At 60.0% G+C, this 26,382-nt stretch carries 23 protein-coding genes; 22 read left to right on the top strand and 1 reads right to left on the bottom strand.

From position 1 onward, the window contains the following. The first annotated feature begins 47 nt into the window (after positions 1 to 47). From rsmH to ACTHXA_RS07465, 22 genes are all read left to right on the top strand, one after another. Positions 48 to 1,016: a 16S rRNA (cytosine(1402)-N(4))-methyltransferase RsmH gene (rsmH, locus tag ACTHXA_RS07570; protein ID WP_441670975.1), complete on the top strand. Its 969-nt coding sequence runs from the start codon at positions 48 to 50 to the stop codon at positions 1,014 to 1,016. Continuing rightward, positions 1,013 to 1,567: a hypothetical protein gene (locus tag ACTHXA_RS07565; RefSeq protein ID WP_441670973.1), complete on the top strand. Its 555-nt coding sequence runs from the start codon at positions 1,013 to 1,015 to the stop codon at positions 1,565 to 1,567. The genes rsmH and ACTHXA_RS07565 overlap by 4 nt, the downstream gene beginning before the upstream one ends. A gap of 43 nt (positions 1,568 to 1,610) precedes the next feature. Beyond that, positions 1,611 to 3,392, top strand: a complete 1,782-nt coding sequence (locus ACTHXA_RS07560; protein WP_441670971.1) for a peptidoglycan D,D-transpeptidase FtsI family protein — start codon at positions 1,611 to 1,613, stop codon at positions 3,390 to 3,392. Between the two features lie 15 nt (positions 3,393 to 3,407). After that, complete coding sequence (locus ACTHXA_RS07555) at positions 3,408 to 4,499, top strand: Mur ligase family protein (protein WP_441670969.1); 1,092 nt, start codon at positions 3,408 to 3,410, stop codon at positions 4,497 to 4,499. A 3-nt stretch (positions 4,500 to 4,502) separates the two neighbouring features. Then, positions 4,503 to 5,921 carry a UDP-N-acetylmuramoyl-tripeptide--D-alanyl-D-alanine ligase gene (locus ACTHXA_RS07550; RefSeq protein ID WP_441670968.1) on the top strand — a complete coding sequence of 473 codons (1,419 nt, stop codon included), beginning with the start codon at positions 4,503 to 4,505 and terminating at the stop codon, positions 5,919 to 5,921. Then, entirely contained in the window at positions 5,918 to 7,027 is a 1,110-nt protein-coding gene (gene mraY / locus ACTHXA_RS07545; protein ID WP_441670966.1) for a phospho-N-acetylmuramoyl-pentapeptide-transferase, read from the top strand. Before ACTHXA_RS07550 ends, mraY begins: the two co-directional genes overlap by 4 nt. After that, entirely contained in the window at positions 6,997 to 8,541 is a 1,545-nt protein-coding gene (gene murD / locus ACTHXA_RS07540; RefSeq protein WP_441670964.1) for a UDP-N-acetylmuramoyl-L-alanine--D-glutamate ligase, read from the top strand. Before mraY ends, murD begins: the two co-directional genes overlap by 31 nt. Continuing rightward, a complete protein-coding gene (ftsW, locus tag ACTHXA_RS07535) occupies positions 8,504 to 9,775 on the top strand; it encodes a putative lipid II flippase FtsW (RefSeq protein ID WP_441670962.1) in 1,272 nt (423 codons plus the stop codon). Before murD ends, ftsW begins: the two co-directional genes overlap by 38 nt. Beyond that, positions 9,772 to 10,854, top strand: a complete 1,083-nt coding sequence (gene murG, locus ACTHXA_RS07530) for an undecaprenyldiphospho-muramoylpentapeptide beta-N-acetylglucosaminyltransferase (protein WP_441670960.1) — start codon at positions 9,772 to 9,774, stop codon at positions 10,852 to 10,854. Before ftsW ends, murG begins: the two co-directional genes overlap by 4 nt. Before the next feature lie 56 nt (positions 10,855 to 10,910). Next, positions 10,911 to 12,323 (top strand): UDP-N-acetylmuramate--L-alanine ligase, encoded by a 1,413-nt coding sequence (gene murC, locus ACTHXA_RS07525; protein ID WP_441670958.1) that lies wholly within the window; start codon positions 10,911 to 10,913, stop codon positions 12,321 to 12,323. A 4-nt stretch (positions 12,324 to 12,327) separates the two neighbouring features. After that, positions 12,328 to 13,119: an FtsQ-type POTRA domain-containing protein gene (locus ACTHXA_RS07520; protein WP_441670956.1), complete on the top strand. Its 792-nt coding sequence runs from the start codon at positions 12,328 to 12,330 to the stop codon at positions 13,117 to 13,119. A 238-nt stretch (positions 13,120 to 13,357) separates the two neighbouring features. After that, entirely contained in the window at positions 13,358 to 14,662 is a 1,305-nt protein-coding gene (gene ftsZ, locus ACTHXA_RS07515; RefSeq protein ID WP_441670954.1) for a cell division protein FtsZ, read from the top strand. Positions 14,663 to 14,677: 15 nt separating this feature from the next. Continuing rightward, positions 14,678 to 15,400 (top strand): YggS family pyridoxal phosphate-dependent enzyme, encoded by a 723-nt coding sequence (locus ACTHXA_RS07510; protein ID WP_441670952.1) that lies wholly within the window; start codon positions 14,678 to 14,680, stop codon positions 15,398 to 15,400. A 40-nt stretch (positions 15,401 to 15,440) separates the two neighbouring features. Continuing rightward, positions 15,441 to 15,962, top strand: a complete 522-nt coding sequence (locus tag ACTHXA_RS07505; protein WP_441670950.1) for a cell division protein SepF — start codon at positions 15,441 to 15,443, stop codon at positions 15,960 to 15,962. Between the two features lie 157 nt (positions 15,963 to 16,119). Then, positions 16,120 to 16,419, top strand: coding sequence for a YggT family protein (locus ACTHXA_RS07500; RefSeq protein WP_441670948.1), 300 nt, complete (start codon positions 16,120 to 16,122; stop codon positions 16,417 to 16,419). Positions 16,420 to 16,576: 157 nt separating this feature from the next. Then, positions 16,577 to 17,317 (top strand): DivIVA domain-containing protein, encoded by a 741-nt coding sequence (locus tag ACTHXA_RS07495; RefSeq protein WP_441670946.1) that lies wholly within the window; start codon positions 16,577 to 16,579, stop codon positions 17,315 to 17,317. A gap of 6 nt (positions 17,318 to 17,323) precedes the next feature. After that, positions 17,324 to 18,016, top strand: a complete 693-nt coding sequence (lspA, locus tag ACTHXA_RS07490; RefSeq protein WP_441670944.1) for a signal peptidase II — start codon at positions 17,324 to 17,326, stop codon at positions 18,014 to 18,016. Beyond that, a complete protein-coding gene (locus ACTHXA_RS07485; protein ID WP_441670942.1) occupies positions 18,013 to 18,942 on the top strand; it encodes an RluA family pseudouridine synthase in 930 nt (309 codons plus the stop codon). Before lspA ends, ACTHXA_RS07485 begins: the two co-directional genes overlap by 4 nt. A gap of 50 nt (positions 18,943 to 18,992) precedes the next feature. Continuing rightward, on the top strand, positions 18,993 to 22,499 hold the full coding sequence (gene dnaE, locus ACTHXA_RS07480; RefSeq protein ID WP_441670940.1) for a DNA polymerase III subunit alpha: 3,507 nt from the start codon (positions 18,993 to 18,995) through the stop codon (positions 22,497 to 22,499). A gap of 59 nt (positions 22,500 to 22,558) precedes the next feature. Continuing rightward, positions 22,559 to 23,875, top strand: a complete 1,317-nt coding sequence (gene hisD, locus ACTHXA_RS07475; RefSeq protein WP_441671141.1) for a histidinol dehydrogenase — start codon at positions 22,559 to 22,561, stop codon at positions 23,873 to 23,875. 8 nt (positions 23,876 to 23,883) lie between these two features. Next, positions 23,884 to 24,393 carry a transcriptional regulator NrdR gene (gene nrdR, locus ACTHXA_RS07470; protein WP_441670938.1) on the top strand — a complete coding sequence of 170 codons (510 nt, stop codon included), beginning with the start codon at positions 23,884 to 23,886 and terminating at the stop codon, positions 24,391 to 24,393. Positions 24,394 to 24,432: 39 nt separating this feature from the next. Then, on the top strand, positions 24,433 to 25,509 hold the full coding sequence (locus ACTHXA_RS07465) for a quinone-dependent dihydroorotate dehydrogenase (protein ID WP_441671139.1): 1,077 nt from the start codon (positions 24,433 to 24,435) through the stop codon (positions 25,507 to 25,509). A gap of 23 nt (positions 25,510 to 25,532) precedes the next feature. Here ACTHXA_RS07465 and ACTHXA_RS07460 read toward each other — a convergent pair whose 3' ends face one another. Next, positions 25,533 to 26,117, bottom strand: coding sequence for a DUF3043 domain-containing protein (locus tag ACTHXA_RS07460; protein WP_441670936.1), 585 nt, complete (start codon positions 26,115 to 26,117; stop codon positions 25,533 to 25,535). Positions 26,118 to 26,382 lie beyond the last annotated feature (265 nt).

Raw genomic sequence — 26,382 nt, 5'->3', positions numbered from 1 at the left:
GCCGAAATGGCTCGGGTTCTGGGAACAGCGGAACTGCCCGAAACAATATGACTGACTCAAGAGACATCAACGAAATTCACACACCCGTGATGGTCGATCGCGTGGTTGCGTTGCTGCGCCCTGCCCTGCAGGCGAAAGATGCGATCTACGTCGACGCCACGCTTGGTATGGGTGGCCACGCCGCCGCGGTGTTGCGGTCCTGCCCAAACGCTCGATTGATCGGTTTTGATCGAGACTCGGAAGCAATTGCAATTGCAACCGAACGACTCCGCGAGTTCGGCGACCGTGTGCAAACGGTGCACGCGGTCTACGACGAGTTCGAAGAACGCCTAGACGACCTCGAAGTCGGAGAGGTGGATGCGGTGTTTTTCGATCTCGGGGTCTCGTCGCTCCAGTTGGATGAAGCCGAACGAGGCTTCTCCTATATGCAGGACGCCCCACTGGATATGCGAATGAACCGCGTTGAAGGGATTACCGCCGCAGATCTGTTGGCGGAACTTTCCGAACACGAACTTCGAGACCTCTTCTATCGCTATGGCGACGAGAAACTCGCACCCAGATACGCACGCGCGATTGTCGCGGCGCGACAGCAAGCGAATATCGAAACGACCGGTGCCCTCGTGGATATTTTGCAAGCCGCGACACCGGCGGCAAAACGCAATGCGGGGCATCCGGCCAAGCGAGTGTTTCAAGCCCTGCGCATTCGTGTGAACGGCGAACTTGATGCCCTCGAATCCGCATTACCGCAGGCGCTGAAACGAACGCGGCTCGGCGGACGAGTTGTGGTCGAGGCCTACCAGTCGCTTGAAGACCGATTCGTGAAGCGCACATTCGCTGAAGAAACGGAATCCTCCGCCCCACGCGACCTGCCCTTCATCCCCGAAAACATGCAACCCGAGTTCCAGCTCCTCACTCGAGGAGCGGAACAGGCCCCGGCTGCCGAAGCCGAACTCAATCCACGCGCCAAGCCCGTGCGTTTACGGGCCGTTGAACGGATTCGGAAGTCACCCGCATGAGCGCCGCAACACACACCTCACCGAGCAAAGCCCCTCGAACTCCACAGTCCACACAGGTCGGTCCACGACTGCGACTAATCGCGGGGCTGAAAAACGCCTCCAAGATTTCCTCACGGGGTATCTGGTTCGCCGTGATCATCGTGGTCCTCGCCTTTGCCGTGCAGCTCTTTCTCACCACGGTGATCGTTGAAGATGCGTATCGGACGGATGAACTTGAACAGCAGCACCTCGAACTCGAACGTGAGCACACCGCCGCTCTTGAGAAAACGGATGCGCAAGAGTCACCACAGAACCTCGCGCAAGAAGCCACCGACCTCGGAATGGTTCCCGCAGGTGGCAGTGTCTTTCTGAATATGGACAGCGCGACTGTCGTGGAGGGTGAGGGATCGGTTGCACCGCTCGAAGAAGTCGACCCCTCCCTGGTACCGAACGCAATCGTGAACCCGCCGGTGGAAGCTGAAGACCCGCAGCAGAACGGTGAGTCAGCCGACCAAACGCCCGAACCTGCCGTACCTTCTGAGTTTGAAATGAGCTCGCCGAGCACGCGCTGATTGGTATCAGTGAGGCGTCGACGGCTATTCGAAGGGAGATGGTTTGGCCAAGCGCAGGAAGTTTGACGCACGTGCGGGGCTGCCGATCATCGCCCTCGGACTCGTGGTCCTGGTTTTTTCCTTGCGATTGGTAAATCTTCAGGTCGTCGAGGCCGCTGAGATTAACTCCGAGGCGGACGGCCGTCGCGGTGTGGTCGAAACGCTCTGGGGGACTCGAGGATCAATCGTGGATACGAATGGTGAACCGTTTGCCACCTCGGTGGACCGCTTTGACATCACGTTTGCACCGGTAAACATGAGCGATTTTCCGGTAATCGATCAGGAAACCGACGAAGAGATTACCGTCACAGTCGAAGAGTCGCTCCAGCAGATTGCCGAGATTACCGGTCAGGATCCGGCTGAGCTGCGTACCAGTGTGGATGCGATTATTGCGGCGGACCCCGAAGCCAACTTCGGATATTTGGCGAAGATGGTCACGCTCGAGGAGTACCAAAAGGTGCGCGAGCTGCGCATCCCCTGGGTGTACTTCGAACGACACCCTGAGCGGGTGTACCCGAATGGCACCGTCGGCGGCAGCGTGACCGGATTCCTCGGGAGTGACGGCACGCCGCTGGCCGGTCTGGAATTGCAATATGACCAGTGCCTCGCCGGTACGGATGGCGAAGAAACCTACATCCGGTCACGTGACGGTGTGGCCATTCCCGGGTCAATCGTGACACTCACAGAGCCAACCGACGGGGGCTCGCTGCAGACAACGCTCGAGCTCGACACCGACTGGCGGATGCGTCAGATCCTCGCCGAAACTGTCGAAGAAATGGATGCCAAATACGGCACCCTCACGGTTGTGGAGATCGACACCGGCGAAATCGTTTCAGCTGCCGAGTATCCGTCGGTCGACCCCAACGATCCCTCTGCAGTCGACCCAGAATTCCGCGGCTCGATGACCTTTACCGCCCCATACGAGCCCGGCTCGACGATGAAGCCGATTACCGCGGCCATGCTGTACGACACGGGTGTGGTGGACCCGAACGAGACGATTAATGTGCCCGATAGCTGGCAGGGCCCGGAAGCCAATTTCGGGGACAGTGTGCCGCACCCGGATCAAGACATGAATATGAACGGTGTCATCACCGACTCTTCGAATGTCGGCATTGCGCTCTATGGGCAACGGTTGGATGCGGCAACCCGCTACCAGTACATGCAGGACTTTGGTTTTGGCCAAACCACCGATGTTGGCTTTATCGGGGAAGAAACTGGCCTCCTGCACAATCCTGCCGATACTGACTCCCACACGAACCTCAGTGTGATGTTTGGTCAGGGTGTCTCTACGACAGTGGCGCAGATGGCAAGCGCTTTTCAGACCATTGGTAACGGCGGTGTGAAGGAATCCCTGCAGCTCGTCAAGGGTTGCCTGCAGGAAGATGGCGAACTGACCGATGCGCCTGAGACGAACAGCACTCAGGTCGTCTCCGAAGAAGCTGCCGCTCTCACTCTTGAATCCTTGGAAGCAACCGCGCTGAATAGCAGCGTGGCGGATCGTGTTGCCGTGCCGGGGTACCGTGTGGGGATCAAGACGGGTACGGCCCAGGTGGTCAATCCGGAGACCGGACTGTACGAGGAAGATAGCTATATCACCTCAATGGCGGGAGTAGCTCCGATTGATGATCCTCAGTACGTAGTGCTCGTGACCTTGGCGAACCCGGTTAAGATCACTGGGAGCGGTTCAACCGCAACGGCCTGGCAGCAGGCGATGTCGTACGTACTTGCTGCCAACGATGTGGCACCCTCGCCACAGCCCTGGCCTGACATCACAGTGAAACCGTAACTACCGCAGGAAACAATGCCCGAAACTAGCCTTCGCCCACACCATCCCAGGGCGCGCATCCTTTCAGAGATGTGCGCCGAGTTCGGCTTAGAACCCGAACAGGATGACTATGACACCGAACAAATTGAAGTTACGGGAGTGGTGAGTGACGCCGGCCGAGTCGAGGAAGGCGATGTATTCGTGACCGCCAGCAGGTGGCTCGACAATCCCGCGGCAGAATTCGCGCTCGCCATCGATCGCGGCGCGTGCTGCATCCTCACCGACCCCCAAGGTGCCTCGTTTCTCAATGACGCGGAGGTCCCGGTGCTCGTGGTGGAAGATTCCAGCCTGGCGCTCGGGCATATCGGGCAGTGGGTGTTTCAAACCGACCCGGATTCTCCCAAGCTGCTTGGGGTGACGGGATCGCACGGCAAGACCTCAGTGGTGTACTTGCTCGACCACTTACTGAAGACCCTCGGTGTGAAGACAGGGATGTCGACGAATCTCGGTCGTCACGTCGATGATGAGTGGGTCAGCGCAAATGGTGAAGCAGCGAAGGCGGATGAACTGCATGCGATGCTTGCCCGCATGCGCGAAGTGAGCGTGTCGGTTGCCAGTGCCGAACTCACCACAGAAGCGGTTACCGGACACGACATTGCGGGCCTCTACTTTGACGTTGCTGGTTTCCACGTGCTCGACGCAGATCACGGTGAAACTGCCACCGACACAGAGGCCGTTGCTGCCCTCGTGCAGTTGTTCTCGCCTGAGCACGCTCGTCGTGGCGTCATTAATATCGACACCGAAACGGGACGCCGACTCGTCGAAGAGACGCGCATCCCAGTGACAACCATTTCCGCGCACGAGGGAGTCGGTGCAGACTGGTGGGTCAAGGCCAAACCCCGCAAATACGGCACCAAATTTTCGCTGCGGGGTCCGGATGACCGCACGCTTCGAACCTGGACCTCAGAGCAGGGTGACCGTGCCGCGATCAACGCGGCGATGGCAATCCTTATGATCGATGGTGCCGGTTGGGACGTGGAACAAATTCAGGATGCGCTTGATCGAGTCGATGGAATTCAGCTTGAGTCGGCAGAGACTGACCAGGGCGAACAGAAAGCTGGACGATAACTCATGATTCCAATGTCACTGCGAGAGATTGCCGACCGCCTCACGGGGCGGCTCGTGCTCGCAGGTACCGCACAGGAAGGCGATCTGGTGAGTGGTGTCAGCGATACCGACTCCAGAAAAATCGGTCCGGGCGATATCTTTTTCGCGAAGCCCGGCGAACACACCGACGGTCATCTTTTCGCGCCCAAAGCCGCGGAACAGGGCGCTGCGCTGGCAATCGTTGAGCGGGAACTCGAACTCACCATTCCGCAGATCGTGGTGCCGGACGTCGTGACAGCACTGGGCGAACTCGCGACAGAAGTGGTTGAGCGCGTGCGCTCTCTGGGCAGGATGCGCGTGGTCGCGGTCACGGGATCGAACGGTAAGACGACTACCAAGAACTTTATGAAGGCTATTTTCGAGCGTCACGGCAATATGGTGGCGCCGATCGCCTCGTTCAATAACGAAGTGGGCGCGCCAACGACCTTCCTGCGCGTCACGGAAGAAACCGATACGCTCATCGCCGAAATCGGCGCGAGCAAGGTCGGCCGAATTCGGCACCTGACTTCCATGGCCCGACCCGATATCGGCATCGTGCTGATGGTCGGGCTTGCTCACGCTGGCGAGTTCGGTGGCATCGACATGATCGAAAAAGCGAAATCGGAAATGGTCGAGGCACTGGGGGAGGACGGCATCGCCGTGCTCAACGCCGACGACCCTCGTGTCGCGCGGATGGCCGCGAAGGCTCCGGGCGAGGTGCTGTGGTTTGGCCGCGGCGAGGGCGCCCAAATTCGTGCCACCGACGTGGCCGTGTCACAGGACGGCACCCGGTTTACGCTGCACACTCCCGACAATGATCCACTCGAGGTGCACTTTCAGGTCATTGGTGAGCACCACGTGATGAACGCACTGGCGGCCACGGCAGCCGCATTCGCCGCAGGAATTAGCGTGCCCGATGTTGTCGAGACACTGACGCAGGTGACCCGAGCGGAGCGCTGGCGCATGGAGGTGCTCACGCGCGAACCCATCACCGTGATTAATGATGCCTATAACGCCAACCCCAATTCGATGGCTGCCGCGCTTCGCACACTCGCCCAGATTGCACATCCCGGACAGCGCACCGTTGCGGTGCTGGGCCAAATGTCAGAGCTCGGTGAGCAATCAATCGAGGAACACGACAAGATTGGTGAGCTCGCCGTACGATTGGGTGTTTCCCAAACCGTTGTAATTGGGCGTGGCGCCAGGCCGCTGTACCTCGCCGCAGTTGCGCAGGGCAGCTGGGACAATGAGGCGACCTTTACCGAGGATGTGGACGAAGCGTACGAGTTCTTATGCGGATTCCTACAGCCCGGTGACCTGGTACTCGTGAAATCGTCAAACTCGGCAGGCTTGCGTACGCTTGGTGACCGACTCGGTGAATATGTGAAGGGACTCCTCGCTTGATTGCAATCCTCATTGCTGGCGCGATAGGCCTGCTGTTTACGCTCCTGCTGACCCCCGTATTCATCAAATTCTTTTTGAAGCTTCGCTGGGGCCAATACATCCGCGAGGATGGCCCCAAGGAGCACTACGCCAAGCGAGGCACACCCACGATGGGTGGCATCGTCTTCGTACTTGGCTCGGTTGTGGCGTACTTTCTCGCCACACTGATTTCTGGCGAACGACCGACTGCTGCCGGGCTGATCGTGATCTTCATGATGCTCGGCCACGCGGTCATCGGCTTCATTGATGACTTCCTGAAGGTCCGCAAGCACCAGTCACTCGGGCTCGGTGGCTGGCAGAAGATTCTCGGACAGGTCATCGTCTCGTCGATCTTCGCGCTGATCGGCCTGCAATTCGTGAACGAGCAGGGGATCCCGCTGGTCTCGAGTTCAATCTCGGTGATCCGCGACACCTCCTTTGACTTCATGATGTTCGGCGCAATCGCCGGCACGATCCTCGTCGTCATTTGGATTGTGCTCATCACCACGGCAACTTCAAACGCAGTAAACGTCACCGATGGTCTGGACGGCCTCGCAACCGGCGCATCCATTTTTGCGATCGGCTCCTACGGGGTGATCGGGTACTGGCAGTTCAATCAGGCCTGTGGCACCGAGCGCGTGAATAGCTCGGTGGTGCAAGCCTGTTACGAGGTATACGCACCCCTCGACCTCGCGATCATCGCGGCGGCCATTGTCGGTGCACTGATCGGATTCCTCTGGTGGAACACCTCGCCGGCGCAGATATTCATGGGCGACACCGGATCGCTCGCACTCGGTGGCGCACTCGCCGCATTTGCCATCCTCACGCGTACCGAACTGTTGCTCGTGGTTATCGCCGGTCTCTTCGTGATCGACACCGGCTCGGTCATCGTGCAGCGCGCATACTTCAAGATCACCAAGGGGAAACGTATCTTCCTCATGAGCCCGATTCACCATCACTATGAGCTCAAGGGTTGGGCCGAACAAACCGTAGTGGTCCGCTTCTGGATCGTCGGCGGACTCTTCGCAGTGATCGGTATCGCGTTGTTCTACGCCGAATGGTCGCTGCTGAGTGGAGTGCTGACCTAGTGACACACCGTCTTGATTCTCTAACAAGCTGGCACAGCGACTGGAACGGCTTGAAGGTAGCCGTATTCGGACTCGGCATGACCGGCTTCTCCGTCGCCGACACGCTCGCCGAACTTGGCGCCGAGGTGCTCGTCGTCGCAGGCGCTCCGGACCACGATCGCGAGCGCATCCTGCAGGTGCTCAATGTGCCCGTAGTCATCACCGAGTCGCAGGATGATGTGCCCCAGCGGCTGCGGGAGTTCGCCGCCGATCTTGTGGTCACCTCGCCTGGGTATCCGCCTCATCATCCGCTGCTCAAATGGGCGGATGCCGAGGGTCTCGAAATCTGGGGCGATATTGAACTCGCCTGGCGTTTGCGCGACAAGGTGGGCAAAGCATCCGACTGGCTGCTGGTCACCGGGACAAACGGCAAGACGACCACGACGCAGCTTGCGGCGCACATGATCGCGCAGGGTGGAGTGAGAGTTGCGCCCTCGGGAAATATTGGGATCCCCGTATTGGACGCGGTCCGCGATCCGGAAGGATTCGACGTTCTCGTCGTGGAGATTTCCAGCTATCAACTGCACTACACCCACACTGTTTCGCCGGTCGCATCCGTCGTGCTCAATATCGCACGTGACCATCTCGACTGGCACGGGTCATTCGATGCCTATCGCGCGGCCAAAGGCCGTGCCTACGATCGCACACAGCGCGCGTGTATTTATAACCTTGCCGACCCGGAAACCGAGCGTCTCGTCGAGAACGCCGATGTAGTCGATGGCGCCCGGGCAATCGGCTTTGGTGTCGATGTGCCCGCGCGGAGTAACTTCGGTGTGGTCGACGGGATCCTTGCGGACCGTGCATTTCTCGAAGACCGCGCAAATGCTGCGCTTGAGCTCGGGACGCTCGAAGATCTTCGAAGCCGAGGCATGGGGGCACGCCACCTTGTCGAGGATGTGTTGGCCGCTGCTGCGCTGGCGCGCTCGATTGACGTGTCGCCCGCCGCGATTCAGCGTGCGATTCTGAGTTTTTCACCCGATGAGCATCGAAACCAACTCGTCCTTGATGAGCACGAGGTGCTCTGGATTGACGACTCCAAGGCAACCAACGCGCACGCCGCCGACGCTTCCCTGCGCGCCTACCGTTCGGTGGTCTGGGTGCTCGGTGGGCTGCTCAAGGGTGTCGATATTTCAACCCTCATCGCTGAACATGCCGACCGAATCAAGGCCGCAATTCTCATCGGCATCGACCGGGAGCCACTTGTTGAGGCGTTCAAGCAACACGCGCCCGCGGTCCCGGTCATCGAGGTCGATGTGCGCGAAACTGAACCGGTAATGCCGCGCGTAGTGGCTGAGGCAAAAACACTTGCTACCTCCGGGGATACGGTGTTACTTGCCCCCGCCGCCGCGTCAATGGATCAGTTCGAAAGCTATTCAGACCGCGGCAATAAATTCCAAGAAGCAGTCCGAGAGGCGTCTCAGAAGGGAGTGGATGCAAATGCAGACCACCCCGACGAAGACCCCTCGGAAAGCTGAAACCTCGGGAAGAGCCTTTCGGATAAGGCTCCCCAGGGGCGAATCACCCGCGAGCCTCAACGGCACACTGCTGCTTGCAGTGGTGGTGGTGCTCGTCGGCTTCGGCCTCATCATGGTGCTCTCGAGTTCCGCGGTTGAGGAATTCGCGGCCGGTCGAGCATTCTCCACGAAGTTTTTGCGGCAGCTGATCTTCGCCGTGGTGGGCATCGGCGTCATGTTTCTTGTGTCACGAATTCCGCTGCGGTATCTCACCGGCAACCTGGCCTGGGTGGCGCTGGCCGGGGTGCTCATACTGCAGGCGCTGGTTTTCACGCCGCTCGGCATCGAGATCAATGGCAACCGAGCATGGCTCGACTTCGGATTCACCACGGTGCAGCCAGCGGAATTCGCGAAACTCGCACTCTGCATGTGGCTCGCCATGATGGTGATTCGGCTCGGGCCTCGGCTGGACAACTGGAAGCAAATGGTCATCCCGCTCGGCCTTCCAGTGATTGCGGTGCTGGCGCTGGCACTGCTCGGTAAGGACCTCGGTACCGTGATCGTGCTCGGCGCCGTGGTGCTCGGAGCCCTGTGGTTCGGCGGTATGAAGATCGGCTACCTCATTGTCGCCGCGCTCGGCGCCGTCGCGGGCGCCATCATTATGGCCATCATTTCGCCCAACCGAGTCGCTCGCATCACCAGCTTCTTCACCGGTGACTGCGATTACGAGGGTCTGTGCTGGCAGACCTCGCACGGATTCTTTGCGCTCGCCCGCGGCGGAGTGTTCGGCGTCGGACTCGGTAACTCCACCGCGAAATGGTCCTGGCTTCCAGAAGCGGATAACGACTATATTTTCGCGATCATCGGCGAGGAATTCGGTCTTGTCGGTGGCGTAGCGGTGATCCTGATTTTTGCCCTGCTGGGAATCGTGCTGCTGCGGATCTGGCGGCAGACAACCGACCGCGGCGGCCGCGTCATTGTCGGTGGCGTCTTCACCTGGTTCATCTTCCAAGCATTCGTCAACATCGCGGTCGTAATTGGTCTGTTGCCGGTACTCGGTGTGCCATTACCGTTTGTCTCCTCGGGAGGATCCGCGCTGGTGACCACACTCGCGGCGGTCGGACTCGTCCTCGCAGTCACGCGAGATAACGCTGCGAGAGAATCGAAAAGCAATTCATCAACTCAATCGAACGATTCGGCGCGCGAGAACAAAATGGGCGCGAAACGAACTTCGAGAAAGCGGGCCAACGCATGACCACGTATCTCCTCGCTGGCGGCGGCACGGCGGGCCACGTCAACCCCTTGCTGGCGACTGCGGACGCGATCCGTTTACAGCATCCCGACGCTGAAGTAATCGTGCTCGGAACCAAAGAGGGGCTGGAAACTCGTCTGGTACCGGAACGCGGCTATGAGCTCATCAAAATCGATAAAGTGCCGTTTCCTCGACGCATCAACGGCGCAGCGGTGAAATTCCCTAATCGATTCCGCAAGGCCGTCCGTCAGGTCCGTCGCCTTATCGACGAGCGTGGGGTGGATGTTGTGGTCGGGTTCGGCGGGTTCGCCTCAACCCCGGCGTATGTCGCTGCGCGAAAGCGGGTGCCGGTGATTGTGCATGAGGCCAACTCGGTGCCCGGGCTCGCCAATAAGCTTGGTGCGCGCTGGGCGGCTGCGAGCGCGATTGTGTTTCCGAATACGCCACTGAACGGTGGCCAATTGATCGGTATGCCCCTTCGTCGAGAGATCGCCGACCTGGATCGGGAGGCCGCACGGCAAGAAGCCACCGCGTATTTTGGGCTCGACCCCAACCGAAAAACGCTCGTCGTTACCGGCGGTTCCCAGGGCGCGAAGCGGATCAATGACACCATCCGCGATCTGGCGCCACGCATCGTGGGTACTGGGCAGGGGGATCACGAATGGCAAATTTTGCACATCGTCGGCCGTCTCTCACCCTTCGAAGACCCAAAAATCGATCACTACCACGTGCTCGAATACTGCGACCGCATGGATCTTGCACTGGCCGCAGCGGATTTCATAATTTCGCGAGCCGGTGCCTCTACCGTGTCGGAGCTTGCGGCTGTCGGCCTGCCCGCGCTCTACGTTCCCTACGCCGTGGGCAATGGCGAACAGGCGAAGAACATCGCGACCCTCAAAGCAGACAACGCCGCCCTGTCCATGAATGACGCTGAATTCACGCCCACTAACGCGGCCAACACCATCCTGCCGCTCTTGCAAAACGACGCGGCGCGAACCGAAATGGCCACCCGCGCAGGGAAGCAGGGGATTCGCGATGCCGCTGAGCGCATGGTCGAACTCATTGACGGGACACTTGCCTAGCGTGGCGCTAAGCTTGATCGCTGCGCAATCGAGCGCACTAACTGAGGAGCATCGACTTGATTAGTCCTGACGCAAACGCACAGATCCCAGAGTCGATCACCAAGGCCCATTTCATTGGCATCGGTGGTTCGGGGATGAGCGGCATAGCGCGCATGTTCATCGGTCAGGGGGTACGTGTGAGCGGATCCGACCGTTCCGCGAACTACGCCACCGAAGAACTCGAACAGCTCGGTGCCGATGTGAACATCGGGCACGCCGCCGCGAACCTCGCCGAGGACGTCGACACGGTCATCGTTACCTCCGCCCTGTGGCCAGACAATCCAGAGCTGGTCCTCGCGAAAGAGCGAGGGCTGAACATCCTGCACCGATCCCAAGCGCTGGTCTGGCTCTCGCGAGACTCCCGCGTGGTCGCAGTCGCTGGCGCACACGGAAAAACCACCTCCACCGGCATGATTGCCAGCGCCCTGCTCGAGCTCGGTGCCGACCCCAGCTTCGTCAATGGCGGGGTGATCCAGCCGACTGGTTCAAATGAACACGACGGTACGGACTCGGAATTCATCGTGGAGGCAGACGAATCTGACGGTTCCTTCCTCTTCTACGACACCGCGATCGCGCTGATTACCAACATCGACAATGACCACCTCGACCACTACGGAACACCCGAAGCATTCGACGCAGCATTCCGTAGCTTTGCCGATCGTGCCACCGAAGCGGTCATTATTTCTGCCGATGACGAGCAGGCGGTGGCGCTTACTCCCACCTTGACGCACGCGCACGTGCGGACCTTTGGCGAGGCAGAATCAGCCGATGTACGGGTAGGCAATATCGAACCCACCGGGACCGGTGTGCGATTCACCATCACTGCGGACGGTGCGAGTGCAGCGGGCGAACTCAGTGTGCCGGGGCACCACAATGCACTGAATGCCGCGGGCGCGGTGGCAGTGATGCTGCAACTCGGGCACCCGCTCGAGGCCGCGGTGGCTTCGCTGCGGGCCTTTGCCGGTACGAAGCGACGGTTTGATTTGCAGGGTGTTGTGGAGGGCGTGTCGGTATACGACGACTATGCGCACCACCCGGCAGAGGTGGAAGCCGCGCTTTCGGCAGCCCGAACCGTCGTCGGTGAGGGACGCATCATTGCCGTGCACCAGCCGCACCTCTATTCACGCACCCAAGCAATGAGCGATGTCTTCGCCGAGGTGTACGAACGGCTTGCCGATCACACCGTTGTGCTGGACGTGGATGGCGCTCGTGAGGATCCGGTACCGGGGGTCACCGGTGAATACGTCACCCGCGAGTTCAAAGATCCGTCGCGGGTCGAGTATCAGCCGGACTGGGCGGATGCCGCTGCCGCGGCAGCAAGCTGGGCAAAGCCGGGCGACTTCATCATCACGCTCGGCTGCGGCAACGTGTATCGCATCGTGCCCCAGCTCCTCGAAGCCCTCGACGAGGCACTAGGGGAAGACGCTTAGTCACGTGGCGGAGGACGAAAAGGATCCCGACGAAGGCTCGAGACCGTTCGGACTGTGGCGGGCGAGCGCCGCACGCCGTCGTGTTGAACGTCAAGAAGTGCGTCGATTCACGCGTGGCCGCCGCAAAGCACTCACCGCCTGGCTGATTGCCGGCGGCACCGTGGTATTTCTCGCGACCTTTGTCGCAGTGGCACTTTTTTCTCCGATCATGTCGGTGCGAGAGATCCGGATTGAGGGTGCCGAACGACTGGATAGCGCGGCGATCGCCGAGGCGCTCGCCGAGCTTCAGGGAGAACCGCTCGCGCAGCTCACCGCCGATGACGTGGGCGAAAAACTCGAAGAATTCGTACTGGTGCAGAGCTATTCCGTACAGCGGCAGCCACCGTCCTCGTTGGTGGTTGAAGTCGTGGAGCGGATACCTGTGGGGGTGGTCGTGACCGATGACGAGGTGACCGTTGTGGATGCGGCCGGTGTCTCGCTGTGGAGCGACCCGGCAGCAGCGGAAACCTTGCCGAAGATTGTGGTGCCAGGGGATACCAGCTCAACGGCCTTCGAGGGAGCTGCGATGGTGTCCCTCGCGCTACCGGATGAGCTCCGAAGTGAAGTCGACACCGTCACGGCGCAATCGGCCGAGGACGTCCAGCTCACCCTCCGAGACGGCACGCAGGTGTTGTGGGGAAGCGCAGACGATAGCGATCGGAAGGCCGCGGTGCTGGACGCGCTGACAACAGCGACGGAAGGGCAGGGCTTCACGATGTATGACGTCTCGAGCCCAGAACGGCCCGTTACCCGCTAGCGTCGGAGCTAAAAGTCTCAACCCCAACTTGAAACGATCTCTCCGAGTCAAGCAACACGCCTGCATTCGACAGCGGTCGTCACGGTTTCGGCCATAGCGTTGCGAGCACAACACCACCCGACCGAAGACTCTAACCTTAAACCGCAACTTGAAGGTTTGCAAGCTGACGCAAGTGCACGATGCAAATAATCCGGGGCGGACTTGGCAGAGTTACCGACCACGACAAGGGGACTGTCACGTGTCGAATAACACCTCACAAACCAACAACTACCTAGCCGTCATTAAAGTTGTCGGTGTCGGTGGTGGCGGTGTCAACGCCGTAAACCGAATGATTGAGATCGGTCTGCGTGGCGTGGAGTTCATCGCCATCAACACCGATGCGCAGGCGCTGCTGATGTCGGATGCCGACGTCAAGCTCGACGTGGGCCGCGAACTCACGAAGGGACTCGGCGCCGGTGCCGACCCTGAAATTGGCCGCCGCGCTGCCGAAGACCACGTGGAAGAAATTGAAGAGGCACTCGCTGGTGCGGACATGGTGTTCGTGACTGCCGGTGAGGGTGGCGGTACCGGTACCGGCGGCGCGCCGGTTGTCGCGCGTATCGCGAAGTCCATTGGCGCGCTCACCATCGGTGTGGTCACCAAGCCCTTCAGTTTCGAGGGACGTCGCCGCATGGACCAGGCTGAACAGGGCGTAGCCGCGCTGAAGGAGCAGGTCGACGCACTCATCGTTGTCCCCAACGACCGCCTGCTCGCGATCAGCGATCGCGGTATCTCCATGTTGGAGGCATTCTCCACGGCGGACCAGGTCCTCCTTGCCGGTGTGCAAGGTATTACCGACCTCATCACCAACCCGGGTGTTATCAACGTCGACTTCGCCGACGTGAAGTCGGTCATGCAAGCCGCGGGTTCGGCGCTGATGGGTATTGGTACCTCTCGCGGCGCCGACAGATCCGTCAAGGCTGCGGAACTCGCCGTCGCCTCGCCACTGCTTGAATCCTCAATTGAAGGGGCCCACGGCGTGCTCCTTTCCGTGCAGGGTGGTTCCAATCTTGGAATGTTCGAAGTTGCCGAAGCTGCCCAGCTGGTTCGCGACGCGGTCCACGAGGGCGCAAATATCATCCTCGGTACCGCGGTGGACGACACCCTCGGCGACGAGGTTCGCGTCACGGTGATTGCCGCAGGCTTTGACGGTGGCGAACCCAAGGCACGTGAGGAAGAAACGGTAGCCGCAACCCTGCAGGACACCCTCGGGGCGAACGCGGGCAAGCCCGACCTGCCTTCGCTCGAAGAGGCCACCGCTCGTAACCAACCGAATGCCGCACCAAGCCAGTCGGAGCGACACCAGGCCGCGCCGCGCGTCGAAGAGTCCAAGCCGGAGCCGGAATCGCAGCCGGTTCCATCCGCTGCGGAGGAGACCCCGCCACGACTCGGCCAGACTCCCGCGTGGTCTACGGCGGAGGCGCCCACCATTTCGCCACGAAGCGGCGAACCACGGTATTCCGATGAGGACTCTGACCTCGACATCCCAGAGTTCCTCCGATAGGACGGTGACACGGTCTTGAGTGAGATCAAGTCCGACCAGGCGTATCCCAATGCTGAGCTTGGGATGCGCCTGGCTTCGACTCGAGAGGAAATCGCCGCTGCGGCGAATGCGGCCGGTCGCAATCCTGAGGAAATTACTCTCATTGCGGTCACGAAGTTTCACCCCGTTGCGGTGCTGGATTCGCTCTATGCCCTGGGCGTGCGTGACTTCGGCGAAAACCGACACCCGGAATCCCGAGATAAAGCAAACCACCTGCACGAGCGCCATCAGGATGCGCGACTGCACTTTATTGGTCAGCTCCAGCGAAATAAGGCACGGCAGGTGGGTCGCTATGCGGACTGCATCCAGTCCATCGATCGCGAAGAACTCGTCGCGGCGCTCGCAACCCTCGAGCGTGACTCACAGGAGCCGCTCGATGTGACCATCCAACTTTCTCTCGACGGCGACACCTCTCGCGGTGGCGTGCCGTTGGCGGATGCTGAGGGATTGGCCGAACAGATTGCTGCGACGCCAACACTTCGACTACGAGGGGTTATGGCGGTGGCGCCAATTTCCGCGGATCCGGATGCGGCGTTTGCCGAGGTGCGCGAAGTCTCGACACGGATTCAAACAGTCGTTCCCGGTGCCGACTGGATCTCGACCGGGATGAGTCACGATTTCCGCTCAGCAATTTCACAGGGAGCGACACACCTCCGAATCGGCGCGGCAATCACCGGATTACGGCCCGACCGGCCGTAACGTAAGGGACACCGCACACGTATCTCAAGGAGGCAGCAGAATGGGTAATCCACTTCGCAACGCCATGGTTTATCTCGGACTCGCAGAAGATGACGACGAGAACCAGTCGGTCCCGGACACTCGCGAGCGCCAACAGGCCATCCCCACCGAAAATGTGGAACCTGCGCCGCGGCAAGAACGTCCCGCACCGGTCACGCCAATTAATCGAGCTGCGGCAGAGCACGTCACGCCAAAGCCGACCCCTCAGCCCAAGCCCACCCCTACTCCCAGCGCAGTTGGAGCGATGAACGAAATCCTGACCGTCCACCCGAAGGCCTATGACAAGGACGCGCAGCTCATTGCGGAGTCTTTCCGTGATGGCGTTCCGGTGATCATGAACCTCTCGCAAATGACGGACTCCGACGCGCGACGCATTATTGACTTTGCATCCGGGCTCACGCAGGGATTGCTCGGCAAGATTGAACGTGTCACGAATCGCGTCTTCCTGCTCACTCCCGAGCACGTGAACGTCCACGGTGAGGACACCGGCGCACAGAACGAAGACCCCACCTTCTTCGCATAGCACCGAAACGAGAGTGTGCGCTCACGCCGAGAGCGTATCTTTGGATACGCTCTCGGCGTGATTTTGATTGCGTAAGATCAGTCTCTGGCTGGAAGAATAGTTCCAGCCGATACGAACATTCTCGTTCGGTGTCACCCGTATAGAAAGACCGCACACGTTGATCCTCATCGGCCACTCGCTACTGTTTCTCATCAACCTCTATACGTTGGTGATGTGGGGTCGGCTTATTTTGGACTGGGCAATGGTGCTCGTGCCGTCGTTCCGCCCCAAGGGGCCGATCTTGGTGCTTGCCGAGATTATTTATACGGTGACTGACCCACCGCTTAAATTCATTCGACGGTGGATCAAACCGCTTCGCATTGGTCAGATCGCACTCGACTTAGCGTGGATTGTCCTGCTGATCAGCCTGACGGTTCTGTCAATGGTGGTGCGGGTGATCTTCTTCTCACTCGCGTGATGCAGGTAACATCACAGTGGCAAATGTGACGCACGTGGCAATTGTGCCGTAATGTAACTGAAACGTACTTGGCGAAACTCGCCTGTTACAACGCCCTACACGGAATTCTCGCGATAGGGTTTGAACACTGACCGCAAGCCGCAAAGAAAGGGCCGCCATGGCACTGACTCCGGAAGACGTTGTCAACAAGCGCTTTCAACAGACTAAGTTCCGGGAAGGCTATGACCAGGATGAAGTCGATGACTTCCTCGATGAGGTCGTAGAAGAACTTCGCCGACTCACTGCAGAGAACGAACAGCTTCGCGCAGAAAACGATGAACTCCGCGCTAACGCTGGTACGGCGGCAGCACCGGCTCCGGCAGCGGTCGAGCCTGAACCCACTCCAGAGCCCGCGGCATTCGCGCAGCAGCCCGAAACCGCCGCAGAGCCGGTTGCGGCAGCAGCGCCGGTGCAGGATGCGGATCTGGCTGGCGGCGACGAGGCAGAAAGCTCCTCCTCACTGCTCGTGCTCGCTCGTCGTCTGCATGACGAGCACGTAGCGGAAGGTACCCGCAAGCGTGACCAGCTCATTGGTGACGCGGAAGCACGCGCAAGCAAGCTCGTGAGCGACGCCGAGAGCGAATCGCGCCGTGTTCAGGAAGAGTCCGAGACTCGCGCTCAGCAGATCGTGAGCGAGGCGGAACAGCACGCGCAGAAGGTTGTCGGCGACGCCGAAACCAAGGAACGCGAAATCACCACCTCGCTTGAGACAAGCAAGGCCAAGCTGGAAGAGCGCATCGAAGAACTCCGAGTATTCGAACGCGATTACCGCACCAACCTGCGCAGCTACATCGAGGGTCAGCTCAACGATCTCAACGTATCGAACACTGAGTTTGATGGTGCTGAGGGAACTCGCTAATCACGAGTGACCGTCTCAACTGAATCTAAGCGACCGCGGTCGCCGCTGCACGCGCCAACTGTTGGCCTGCTCGCGGCGGTCGCGGTCGTTATTTTTGCTGCCGACCAAATCGTCAAGCAACTCGTCGTGACCAACATGCGTGAAGGCGAGATCATCGAAGTCATCGATGGCGTGCTGCAGTGGTACTTCGTGCGCAACCCCGGTGCCGCGTTTTCGATGGCATCCGGACAAACCTGGGTTCTCTCACTCGTCGCGGTCGGCGTCATCGTCGCCGTAGCTATCCTCGCGCGCAGAATTCGTTCTGCTCGCTGGGCAGCGGTGTTTGGACTCGTGATTGGTGGCGCGCTCGGGAACCTCTTCGATCGTCTTTTCCGCGAGCCCAGTTTCTTTCAGGGTCACGTCATCGACTACATTTCGACGCCCTGGCTCATCCCCGCGATCTACAACATTGCCGATATGGCGATTGTCGGGGGCATGATCTGTTTCGTGCTGCTCACCATTTTTGATATTCAGCTTGACGGCACTCGCCCCAGTCGGAAGAAGGATGACTCCGAGGCATCCGCCGCGGAGTCGGCGGATGGGCAGGACGCATCCGAGGCGGATTCTGCTCCTGCCGCACCGGCAGATCAGGGCGACAGCGCTGATGCACCGGGTGCTGCTGACGCGACCTCGGTAGAGAACAAGGATGATTCGGTATGACCGAGTCGAAAATGCTGCCGGTCCCGGACGGCCTCGACGGTTCGAGAGTGGATGCGGGGGTCTCGAAACTGCTCGGTTTCAGCAGGTCTCGGGTCGCGCAGATTGCGGAAGACGGAAATATTCGGCTCAACGGTCTCGTCGTTGGAAAATCAGAGCGGCTGGTTGGCGGAGCAATGCTCGAGGTCGAGTGGGAACCGGAGCGTCCGCTCGCGATCGAACCAATTGCCGTCCCCGAACTGGAGATTGTGCACGATGAGCCGGCCTTCGTTGTGGTGATGAAACCGGTCGGAGTGGCCGCGCATCCATCGGTCGGCTGGACCGGGCCGACCGTCCTTGGCGCCCTCGCCGCCGCAGGTTTCCGAATTTCTACCTCTGGCCAGCCCGAACGGCAGGGGATCGTGCACCGGCTCGACGTGGGCACCTCCGGGCTCATGGTTGTCGCAAAAATGGAGCGATCATATTCGGTGCTGAAACAGGCATTCCGTGACCGGACGGTGAAGAAGGTGTACCACGCGGTAGTGCAGGGCCTGCTCGACCCGTTGGAGGGTACGATCGATGCGCCTATTGGCCGTGCCCCCGGATCAAGCTGGAAATTTGCGGTCGTCAACGGTGGCAAACACTCCGTGACGCATTACGAAACTCTCGAAGCGTTTCGGCGCGGTTCGCTGGTGGAAATTCACCTGGAGACCGGGCGGACCCATCAAATTCGGGTGCACATGTCGGCGCAACACCATCCGTGTATGGGCGATCCCCTCTACGGGTCCGACCCGAAGCTGGCTGCGGCGCTTGGCTTAGACCGACAGTGGCTCCATGCCATGGGGTTGGGATTCACACATCCAAATACGGGTGCGTGGGTTGAGTTCAGCTCGCACTATCCGCCCGACCTCCAACGGGCTCTCGACATGCTGCGTACTGGCAGCGTCTAAGCACTCCTCCTCATTAGGATGGGTACTTCGCTTCGGCTTGGAGGAATTTCTTGGGCGCTACCGACTCATTCGTACACCTGCACAATCACACCGAGTACTCAATGCTCGACGGTGCGGCGAAGATCGAAGAACTGATCAAAGCTGCCGCCGAAATGGGCATGCCCGCGATCGCGACCACCGACCACGGCAATATGTTTTCGGCCTACGAGTTCTATCGCACGGCCAAGAAATACGACATCAAGCCGATCATCGGCACGGAGGCCTACCTCACTCCGGACACGCACCGCACCGATAAGTCTCGCGTGCAATGGGGCAACGGCGGTGGTGATGACGTGTCGGGCGGTGGTGCCTACACGCACATGACGATGCTCTCTGAAACCAGCGAGGGGATGCACAACCTCTTCCGGCTTTCGAGCTACGCCTCGATCGAAGGTCAGTATTTCAAGCCTCGTATGGACCGCGAGCTCCTGCAGCGGTATGCGAAGGGAGTAATCGCCACGACGGGGTGCCCATCGGGGGAGATCCAGACTCGGCTGCGACTGGGACAGTACGACCTCGCGGCCAAAGCGGCGGGCGAATTCCAAGACATCTTCGGGAAAGACAACTTCTTCCTCGAGATCATGGATCACGGCATTAGCATCGAGCGTCGTGTTCGCGATGACCTATTGAAGCTTGGCCAGCAGCTCAATATCCCGCACCTCATCACGAACGACCTGCACTACACGCACAAAGAGGATGCTGTGCACCAGGAAGCGCTGCTGTGTGTGCAGTCGGGTTCAACGCTGAACGACCCGGATCGCTTCAAGTTCGACGGTGAGGGCTACTACCTCAAGTCGCCCGAACAGATGCGCCACGAGTTTTCCGACTTTCAAGAGGGGCTCGATAACACGCTGATGATCGCCGAGCGCTGCACCGCAGAGTTCGACGAGTCGGCCAACTTCATGCCGGTGTTCCCGGTGCCCGAAGGTGAAACGGAAGCCACCTGGTTTGCGAAAGAAATCGATCGGGGCCTGCACTATCGCTACGGCGAGGTGATCCCTGAGAATGTGCGCGAGCGCGCACAGTACGAACTCGGCATCATCACCCAAATGGGCTTCCCGGGGTACTTCCTCGTGGTCGCCGACTACATCAAGTGGGCGAAAGAGAACGGGATCCGGGTTGGACCGGGACGCGGTTCCGGTGCGGGCTCGATGATCGCCTACGCGCTGCGCATTACTGACCTGGACCCACTCGAGCACGGCCTCATCTTCGAGCGCTTCCTCAACCCAGATCGCGTCTCGATGCCCGACTTCGATATTGACTTTGACGATCGTCGCCGCCTTGAAGTGGTCAAATACGTCACCGAGAAATACGGCCAAGAGCGGGTCGCACAGATTGTGACCTACGGCACGATCAAATCAAAGCAGGCTCTGAAGGATGCTTCGCGCGTCCTCGGCTTCCCCTTCTCCGTCGGTGACCAACTCACTAAGGCGATGCCGGCCGCGGTCATGGGAAAGGACATCCCGCTCTCGGGCGTCTATAACCCCGAGCACGAACGCTATAAAGAAGCGGGCGAAATGCGGACGATTATCGACGCAAACCCGGACTTCCAAAAGGTGTTTGAGACCGCGTCGGGACTTGAAGGCCTGAAACGGCAGTGGGGTGTGCACGCCGCTGGCGTGATCATGTCCTCGGAGCCCATTATTGACGTGATTCCGCTCATGAAACGCGAGCAGGATGGGCAGATCGTCACCCAGTTTGACTATCCAGCCTGTGAGTCGCTCGGACTCATCAAGATGGACTTCTTGGGCTTGCGTAACCTCACGATCCTTTCCGACGCGCTCGACAATATTGAGTCCAACCGTGGCGAGACGATCGACCTGGAGCGGCTTGAACTTGATGACGCCGAGACCTACAAACTATTAAGTCGTGGTGACACCCTCGGGGTGTTCCAGCTCGATGGTGATGGCTTGCGCAGCCTCCTGCGAATGATGAAGCCCGACAGCTTCGAAGACGTCTCGGCAACGATCGCGCTGTATCGACCGGGCCCCATGGGCGCAAACTCGCACGTCAACTACGCGATGCGAAAGAACGGCCAGCAGCCAATCACGCCGATCCACCCCGAGCTCGAGGAGCCGCTGCAAGACATCCTGGGTGAGTCCTACGGTCTCATCATCTACCAGGAGCAGGTGATGGCCATCGCCCAGAAGGTCGCGGGGTACACCCTTGGTCAAGCCGACTTGTTGCGCCGTGCCATGGGTAAGAAGAAGAAAGCGGAGCTGGACAAACAGTTCGGTGCATTCTCCGAGGGAATGGCGGACAACGGCTTCTCGAAGGAAGCCGTCAAGGCTCTGTGGGACATCCTGTTGCCCTTCTCGGACTACGCATTCAACAAGGCGCACTCGGCGTCCTACGGGGTCGTGTCCTATTGGACCGGCTACCTCAAGTGCCACTTCGCACCGGAGTACATGGCTGCACTGCTCACCTCGGTCGGTGATTCGAGAGACAAACTCGCCGAATACCTCAACGAGTGCCGACACATGGGAATTGCGGTGCTGCAGCCCGACGTCAACGAATCCACGCTGCGATTCCGCGCTGTGGGTAGCGATATCCGTTTCGGGATGGGCGCGGTGCGAAACGTTGGGGCGCAGGTTGTTGCCGATATCGTCCGGGAGCGCGAAGAGAACGGCCACTTCACCTCCTTCCATGATTTCCTGAAGCGGGTAAGCCTCAACGTCCTCAATCGGCGCACCATCGAGTCGTTGATCAAGGCCGGCGCTTTCGATTCAATGGGCTATACCCGTCGTGCCCTGGTTGATATTCACGAGGATGCGATTGATGCGTCGGTCTCGCGCAAGCGCAATGAAGCACACGGGCAGGTGGATCTCTTCGCCGGACTCATGGACTTCGAGGAAGAGGACTCTGTCGTTCCCGAACGCCCGGAGTTCACCCGGCGAGACAAGCTCGCATTCGAGCGCGACATGCTGGGTCTCTACGTGTCTGATCACCCACTCAAGGGGCTCGAAGTCGAGCTGTCGAAACTCAGCGCGACGCCCATCCTGAACCTCATTGGTGACACGAACGTCAAAGATGGTGAGCAGATTCAGATTGCGGGCCTCATCACCACGGTGCAGCACCGCATCGCACGAAACTCGGGTAATCCCTACGCGCTCGTTTCGGTTGAGGACTTCGGCGGTGAAATCACCGTGATGTTCCTCGGCAAGACCTATCTTGAATATCAGTCTGAGCTGGTGAGTGACACGATCGCGGTCGTCCGGGGGCGTGCGCAGCATCGGGATGACGGCATCAACATCACCGCGCAAGGGCTTACCATTCCACGCCTGTCGGTGGGGGAGGATCGACCCGTAACCCTGACCATCCCGGATACCCTCGCGACCGAAGCGCTCGTGGACAAGCTAGATCAGCTCTTGCGGCGAAACGCGGGGGAATCCGAGGTGCGCCTGCGACTGCTCACGCAGCAGGCCATCCGAAAATTTGAGTTGCCGCACCGCGTTGAGAGTGGATCGGTGCTGTACTCGGAGCTCGCAGCACTGCTCGGACCAGGGAGTGTTGAATAGTCTCCAAGCGGGTGGCGGCCAGGTCGGGCACCGCCCTGAACTAGAATGAACAGATCATGATGCAGACGATTGATCTGCGTGGCCGTGAGCTTTCATCTAGCCAGCTGCGCACAGCCCTCCCTCGACCCGAACTCGACGTCACGGAAGCCCTCGACGGAGCGACCGACCTCATCCAGCAGGTTCGCGACCATGGTGAGGATGCGTTGCTCGAACAGGCGGAGCGATTTGACCGGGTGCGTCCGGAAGCAATCCGGGCCACGAAGTCTGCCATTGCGGCAGCTGTCGCGGGGCTCGACTCGGAGGTTCGCGCTGCGCTCGAAGAGATGATTCGTCGAGTGCGGCTCGCTTCCGAAGCGCAGGTTCCCGCTGGATCTCGGACGGAACTTGCCTCCGGAGCAATTGTCGAACAGCGTTGGGAACCGGTGGCGCGTGTGGGCCTCTACGTTCCCGGTGGCAAAGCGGTGTACCCCTCCAGCGTGGTCATGAACGTCGTTCCCGCGCAGGTCGCGGGCGTGCGTTCGATTGCGATTGCCTCCCCGCCACAAGCCGACTTCGACGGTGCGATACACCCCACGATCTTGGGGGCGGCGGGTCTGCTCGGCATCGACGAGGTGTATGCAATGGGCGGTGCGGGGGCGATTGGTGCGCTCGCCTACGGTGTGCCGACGCTGGAACTCGAACCGGTCGATGTGATCACCGGTCCCGGAAACGTCTGGGTTGCAGCCGCAAAACGCGCGGTGACTTCCGTGGTTGGCATTGACGCTGAAGCCGGCCCCACGGAAGTACTGATCATCGCGGACGACACCGCGGACCCCGAACTCCTCGGTGCTGACCTCCTCGGTCAGGCCGAGCACGATGAGCTCGCTTCCGCAGTGTTGGTGACTGACAGTCAGCAGCTTGCGGAACGGGCGAGCGCGGCCGCGGCGCGCCGCACCGTGGCGACGAAGCACTCCGAACGCGCCGAAACTGCGCTGCGGGGTCAGCAATCCGCAATTGTGCTGGTGGACAGCATCGCCGAGGCAGCCCGGGTCTCGAACGCCTACGGGCCGGAACACCTGCAGATTCAAACCGCGGACGATGACGCGACGCTCAAGCTGATTTCAAATGCGGGCGCAATCTTTATGGGCCCTTTCGCGCCGGTGCCGCTCGGTGATTACATGGCTGGCTCAAACCACGTGCTGCCGACGGGCGGCCAGGCGGTGCACTCTTCGGGTCTCGGCGCCTACACATTCTTGCGGGCACAGCAGATCATTCGCTATGACCGAAATGCCCTCGATGAGGTGCGGTCGCGGCTACGCGCAATCGCGGTGGATGAAGACCTCCCGGCACACAGTGAGGCCGTCGAGGCGCGGTTCGCTGCCGAAACCGGCGAGTAGGAGCGCGCATGCACTGTCCATTTTGTCGACACGATGATTCTCGCGTTGTCGATTCAAGAACCACCGATGATGGCTTCGCGATTCGTCGCCGACGTCAATGCCCCAACTGTTCCAAGCGCTTTTCCACGCTCGAGACCGCGAGCCTGAGCGTCATTAAACGCGCCGGGGTGGCCGAGCCGTTTTCCCGCGACAAGATTGTCTCCGGTGTGCGCAAGGCATGCCAGGGACGACCGGTCACGGACGCGGATCTCGCGCAACTGGCACAAAAGGTTGAGGAGACAATTCGCGCATCCGGGACTTCTCAGGTGGAAGCAAATGACATCGGTCTTGCGATCCTGCCGTTCCTTCGCGAACTCGACGACGTTGCCTATCTTCGCTTCGCAAGCGTGTACCAGGGGTTCGCGTCCGCGGAGGACTTCGAACTCGCCATCACGCGGCTCAAATCGGATGGCGTCACGGCAAAATACAGCAATGAGGATGCCGACGGTGAGGCTTTCCTCGAATCAACCACCGACTGACCAAAGGAATTGCCTGTGATTACTCGCCTCGCTCGATGCGTGTACGGAGCGGTGTTCAACACTGTCTTCCGACCAATGGATGCTGAGAAGGCTCACGGTGTCGGGGCCTCGGTGATCAGATCCCTGGGAAAGATCGCGCCACTACAGCGACTCGCGTATCGCTACTGCAAGCCGGACTCATCGCTCGCAGTCACGGCCATGGGGCTCGAGTTTCCCTCACCGTTTGGACTCGCCGCGGGCTTTGACAAGAACGCGGAAATGATTGATGGCCTCACCGCACTCGGGTTCGGTCACGTTGAAGTTGGCACGGTGACGCCACTTGCCCAGCCGGGTAATCCGAAGCCGCGCATGTACCGCTTACCCAAAGACCGGGGGCTCATTAACCGGATGGGATTCAATAACGGGGGAGCGGATCCCGCGGCACAGCGAATCGCCACGCGGCGCACTCGCGACGCCATCGTCGGGGTGAATATTGGCAAGAATAAGGACACCCCAGCCGAACGTGCCGTGGATGACTACGTGAAGGCGGCCAGGTCGGTTCTGAACTACGCCGACTACCTCGTGATCAACGTGTCATCCCCAAATACTCCGGGCCTGCGCGGGCTGCAAGAACTCAATTCCCTCGAGCCCATCCTGCGAGAGACCAAGTCCGTGACTGGCAATACTCCGCTGCTGGTCAAGATCGCACCAGACCTGGATGAAGACGCGATTCGACACATTTGTGCGCTGGCAGCCGAGGTCGGCCTCGCGGGCGTGGTGGCCACCAATACGACGATTGCGCGCTCGCCGCTTTCGACCAGTAAGCGCGTGGTCGAGGCATATGGTGCCGGTGGGCTTTCGGGGAAGCCGGTTGGGCCACGTGCGCTGGAAGTGCTGCGCATCGTTCGGGATGCGCTGCCCGAGCAAATGTGCGTCATCTCGGTCGGCGGTGTGAGCGACGCGCACGATGTGCGGGATCGACTCAACGCGGGTGCAACGCTCGTGCAGGGTTATACGGCGTTCCTCTACGAGGGTCCGCTGTGGGTCGCCGGGATCAATCAGGGGCTGGTGGCGCCCGACTACGACGGCACCACGAAGCTGGACGCCAAGCGCGCGAAAGCCGCGGCAAAGGCTTAGGGACAGGTCAGATCGCGAGCGACCTACTTACCGGTGAACTCCACCTTGGTGAAGCGCTTGACCTGCGGCTTCGGCATCCGGAGAAATCGCATCTGCATTGAGCGGCCAACGGCCTGGAAATAGAAGCCCTTTTGGAGCTTGTCGGCGCCGAGCACATCCGCAATCTTCTTGCGAACGATTCTGCCGTAGAGGATCCCTTCAAGAATGCAGATCGCGAGGTAGAGCCAAATAAAGCCCATAGCCCAGAACGCAGCCGAGGTTGACGGGAAGAACGTTGCAAAAATGACCAGGAACATCATGGGCACGAGCAATTCACCCAGGGTGAACCGAGAATCGATGTAGTCGCGGAGGAAACGCTTCTGCGGGCCCCGTTCATTCTCGCGAAGATAGCGGTCATCGCCACGCGCCATACCCGCGCGAGCCTCCGCTTGGTTGGCACGAAGTCGTTCCTGGGCCTGGCGCTTGGCTTCTTTCCGATCCTCCGGTACCAGGGGTCGGAAATTGGAAGCCTGTGCTTCGCTGCGGCGAGGAGTCGGTCCCTTTTTGCCCTGCGTCGGCTTTGACTCGGTAGGGGTGCTGTCCTCACTGGCAGGGTTCTGCTTGGCCATGTTGTCCTTCATACGGGGTGTGCGCTGAATGCGTATCCCTCAAGCTTAAGGGGAACCGTGCCGTGCCGTGGCCGTTGCGCTAATAGCGATTGCCAAGTGAAATAAATGCCAGCGACTCGGCTGGTGTCAAGAAAGTCAAGAATTGTGACGAAACTCGGGCAACATTACGAAATATGACTCAGTACGTCAACGGGTGACGTAACAATTCAGCGAGGAAGCCCAGAGGTTTCTAGCCTTCGTAGGTCCCCATTTTTATTTGCAGCTT

Origin of the sequence: Gulosibacter sp. (assembly GCF_052090685.1) — a bacterium.
In the GTDB taxonomy this organism is placed as follows: Bacteria; Actinomycetota; Actinomycetes; order Actinomycetales; family Microbacteriaceae; genus Gulosibacter.
The sequence above is the reverse complement of the archived record's forward strand: the minus strand, read 5'-3'. Positions and strand labels throughout refer to the sequence as shown.

Excerpts from the sequence above, each read along its gene's own strand:
- rsmH (WP_441670975.1), top strand. The coding sequence starts at position 48 with ATGACTGACTCAAGAGACATCAACGAAATTCACACACCCGTGATGGTC.
- ACTHXA_RS07495 (WP_441670946.1), top strand. The coding sequence starts at position 16,577 with ATGGCACTGACTCCGGAAGACGTTGTCAACAAGCGCTTTCAACAGACT.
- hisD (WP_441671141.1), top strand. The coding sequence starts at position 22,559 with ATGCAGACGATTGATCTGCGTGGCCGTGAGCTTTCATCTAGCCAGCTG.
- murD (WP_441670964.1), top strand. The coding sequence starts at position 6,997 with ATGGTCGCTGCTGAGTGGAGTGCTGACCTAGTGACACACCGTCTTGAT.
- ACTHXA_RS07460 (WP_441670936.1), bottom strand. The coding sequence starts at position 26,117 with ATGGCCAAGCAGAACCCTGCCAGTGAGGACAGCACCCCTACCGAGTCA.
- ACTHXA_RS07485 (WP_441670942.1), top strand. The coding sequence starts at position 18,013 with ATGACCGAGTCGAAAATGCTGCCGGTCCCGGACGGCCTCGACGGTTCG.
- ACTHXA_RS07565 (WP_441670973.1), top strand. The coding sequence starts at position 1,013 with ATGAGCGCCGCAACACACACCTCACCGAGCAAAGCCCCTCGAACTCCA.
- ACTHXA_RS07550 (WP_441670968.1), top strand. The coding sequence starts at position 4,503 with ATGATTCCAATGTCACTGCGAGAGATTGCCGACCGCCTCACGGGGCGG.
- murG (WP_441670960.1), top strand. The coding sequence starts at position 9,772 with ATGACCACGTATCTCCTCGCTGGCGGCGGCACGGCGGGCCACGTCAAC.
- ftsW (WP_441670962.1), top strand. The coding sequence starts at position 8,504 with ATGCAGACCACCCCGACGAAGACCCCTCGGAAAGCTGAAACCTCGGGA.
- ACTHXA_RS07505 (WP_441670950.1), top strand. The coding sequence starts at position 15,441 with ATGGGTAATCCACTTCGCAACGCCATGGTTTATCTCGGACTCGCAGAA.
- ACTHXA_RS07555 (WP_441670969.1), top strand. The coding sequence starts at position 3,408 with ATGCCCGAAACTAGCCTTCGCCCACACCATCCCAGGGCGCGCATCCTT.
- nrdR (WP_441670938.1), top strand. The coding sequence starts at position 23,884 with ATGCACTGTCCATTTTGTCGACACGATGATTCTCGCGTTGTCGATTCA.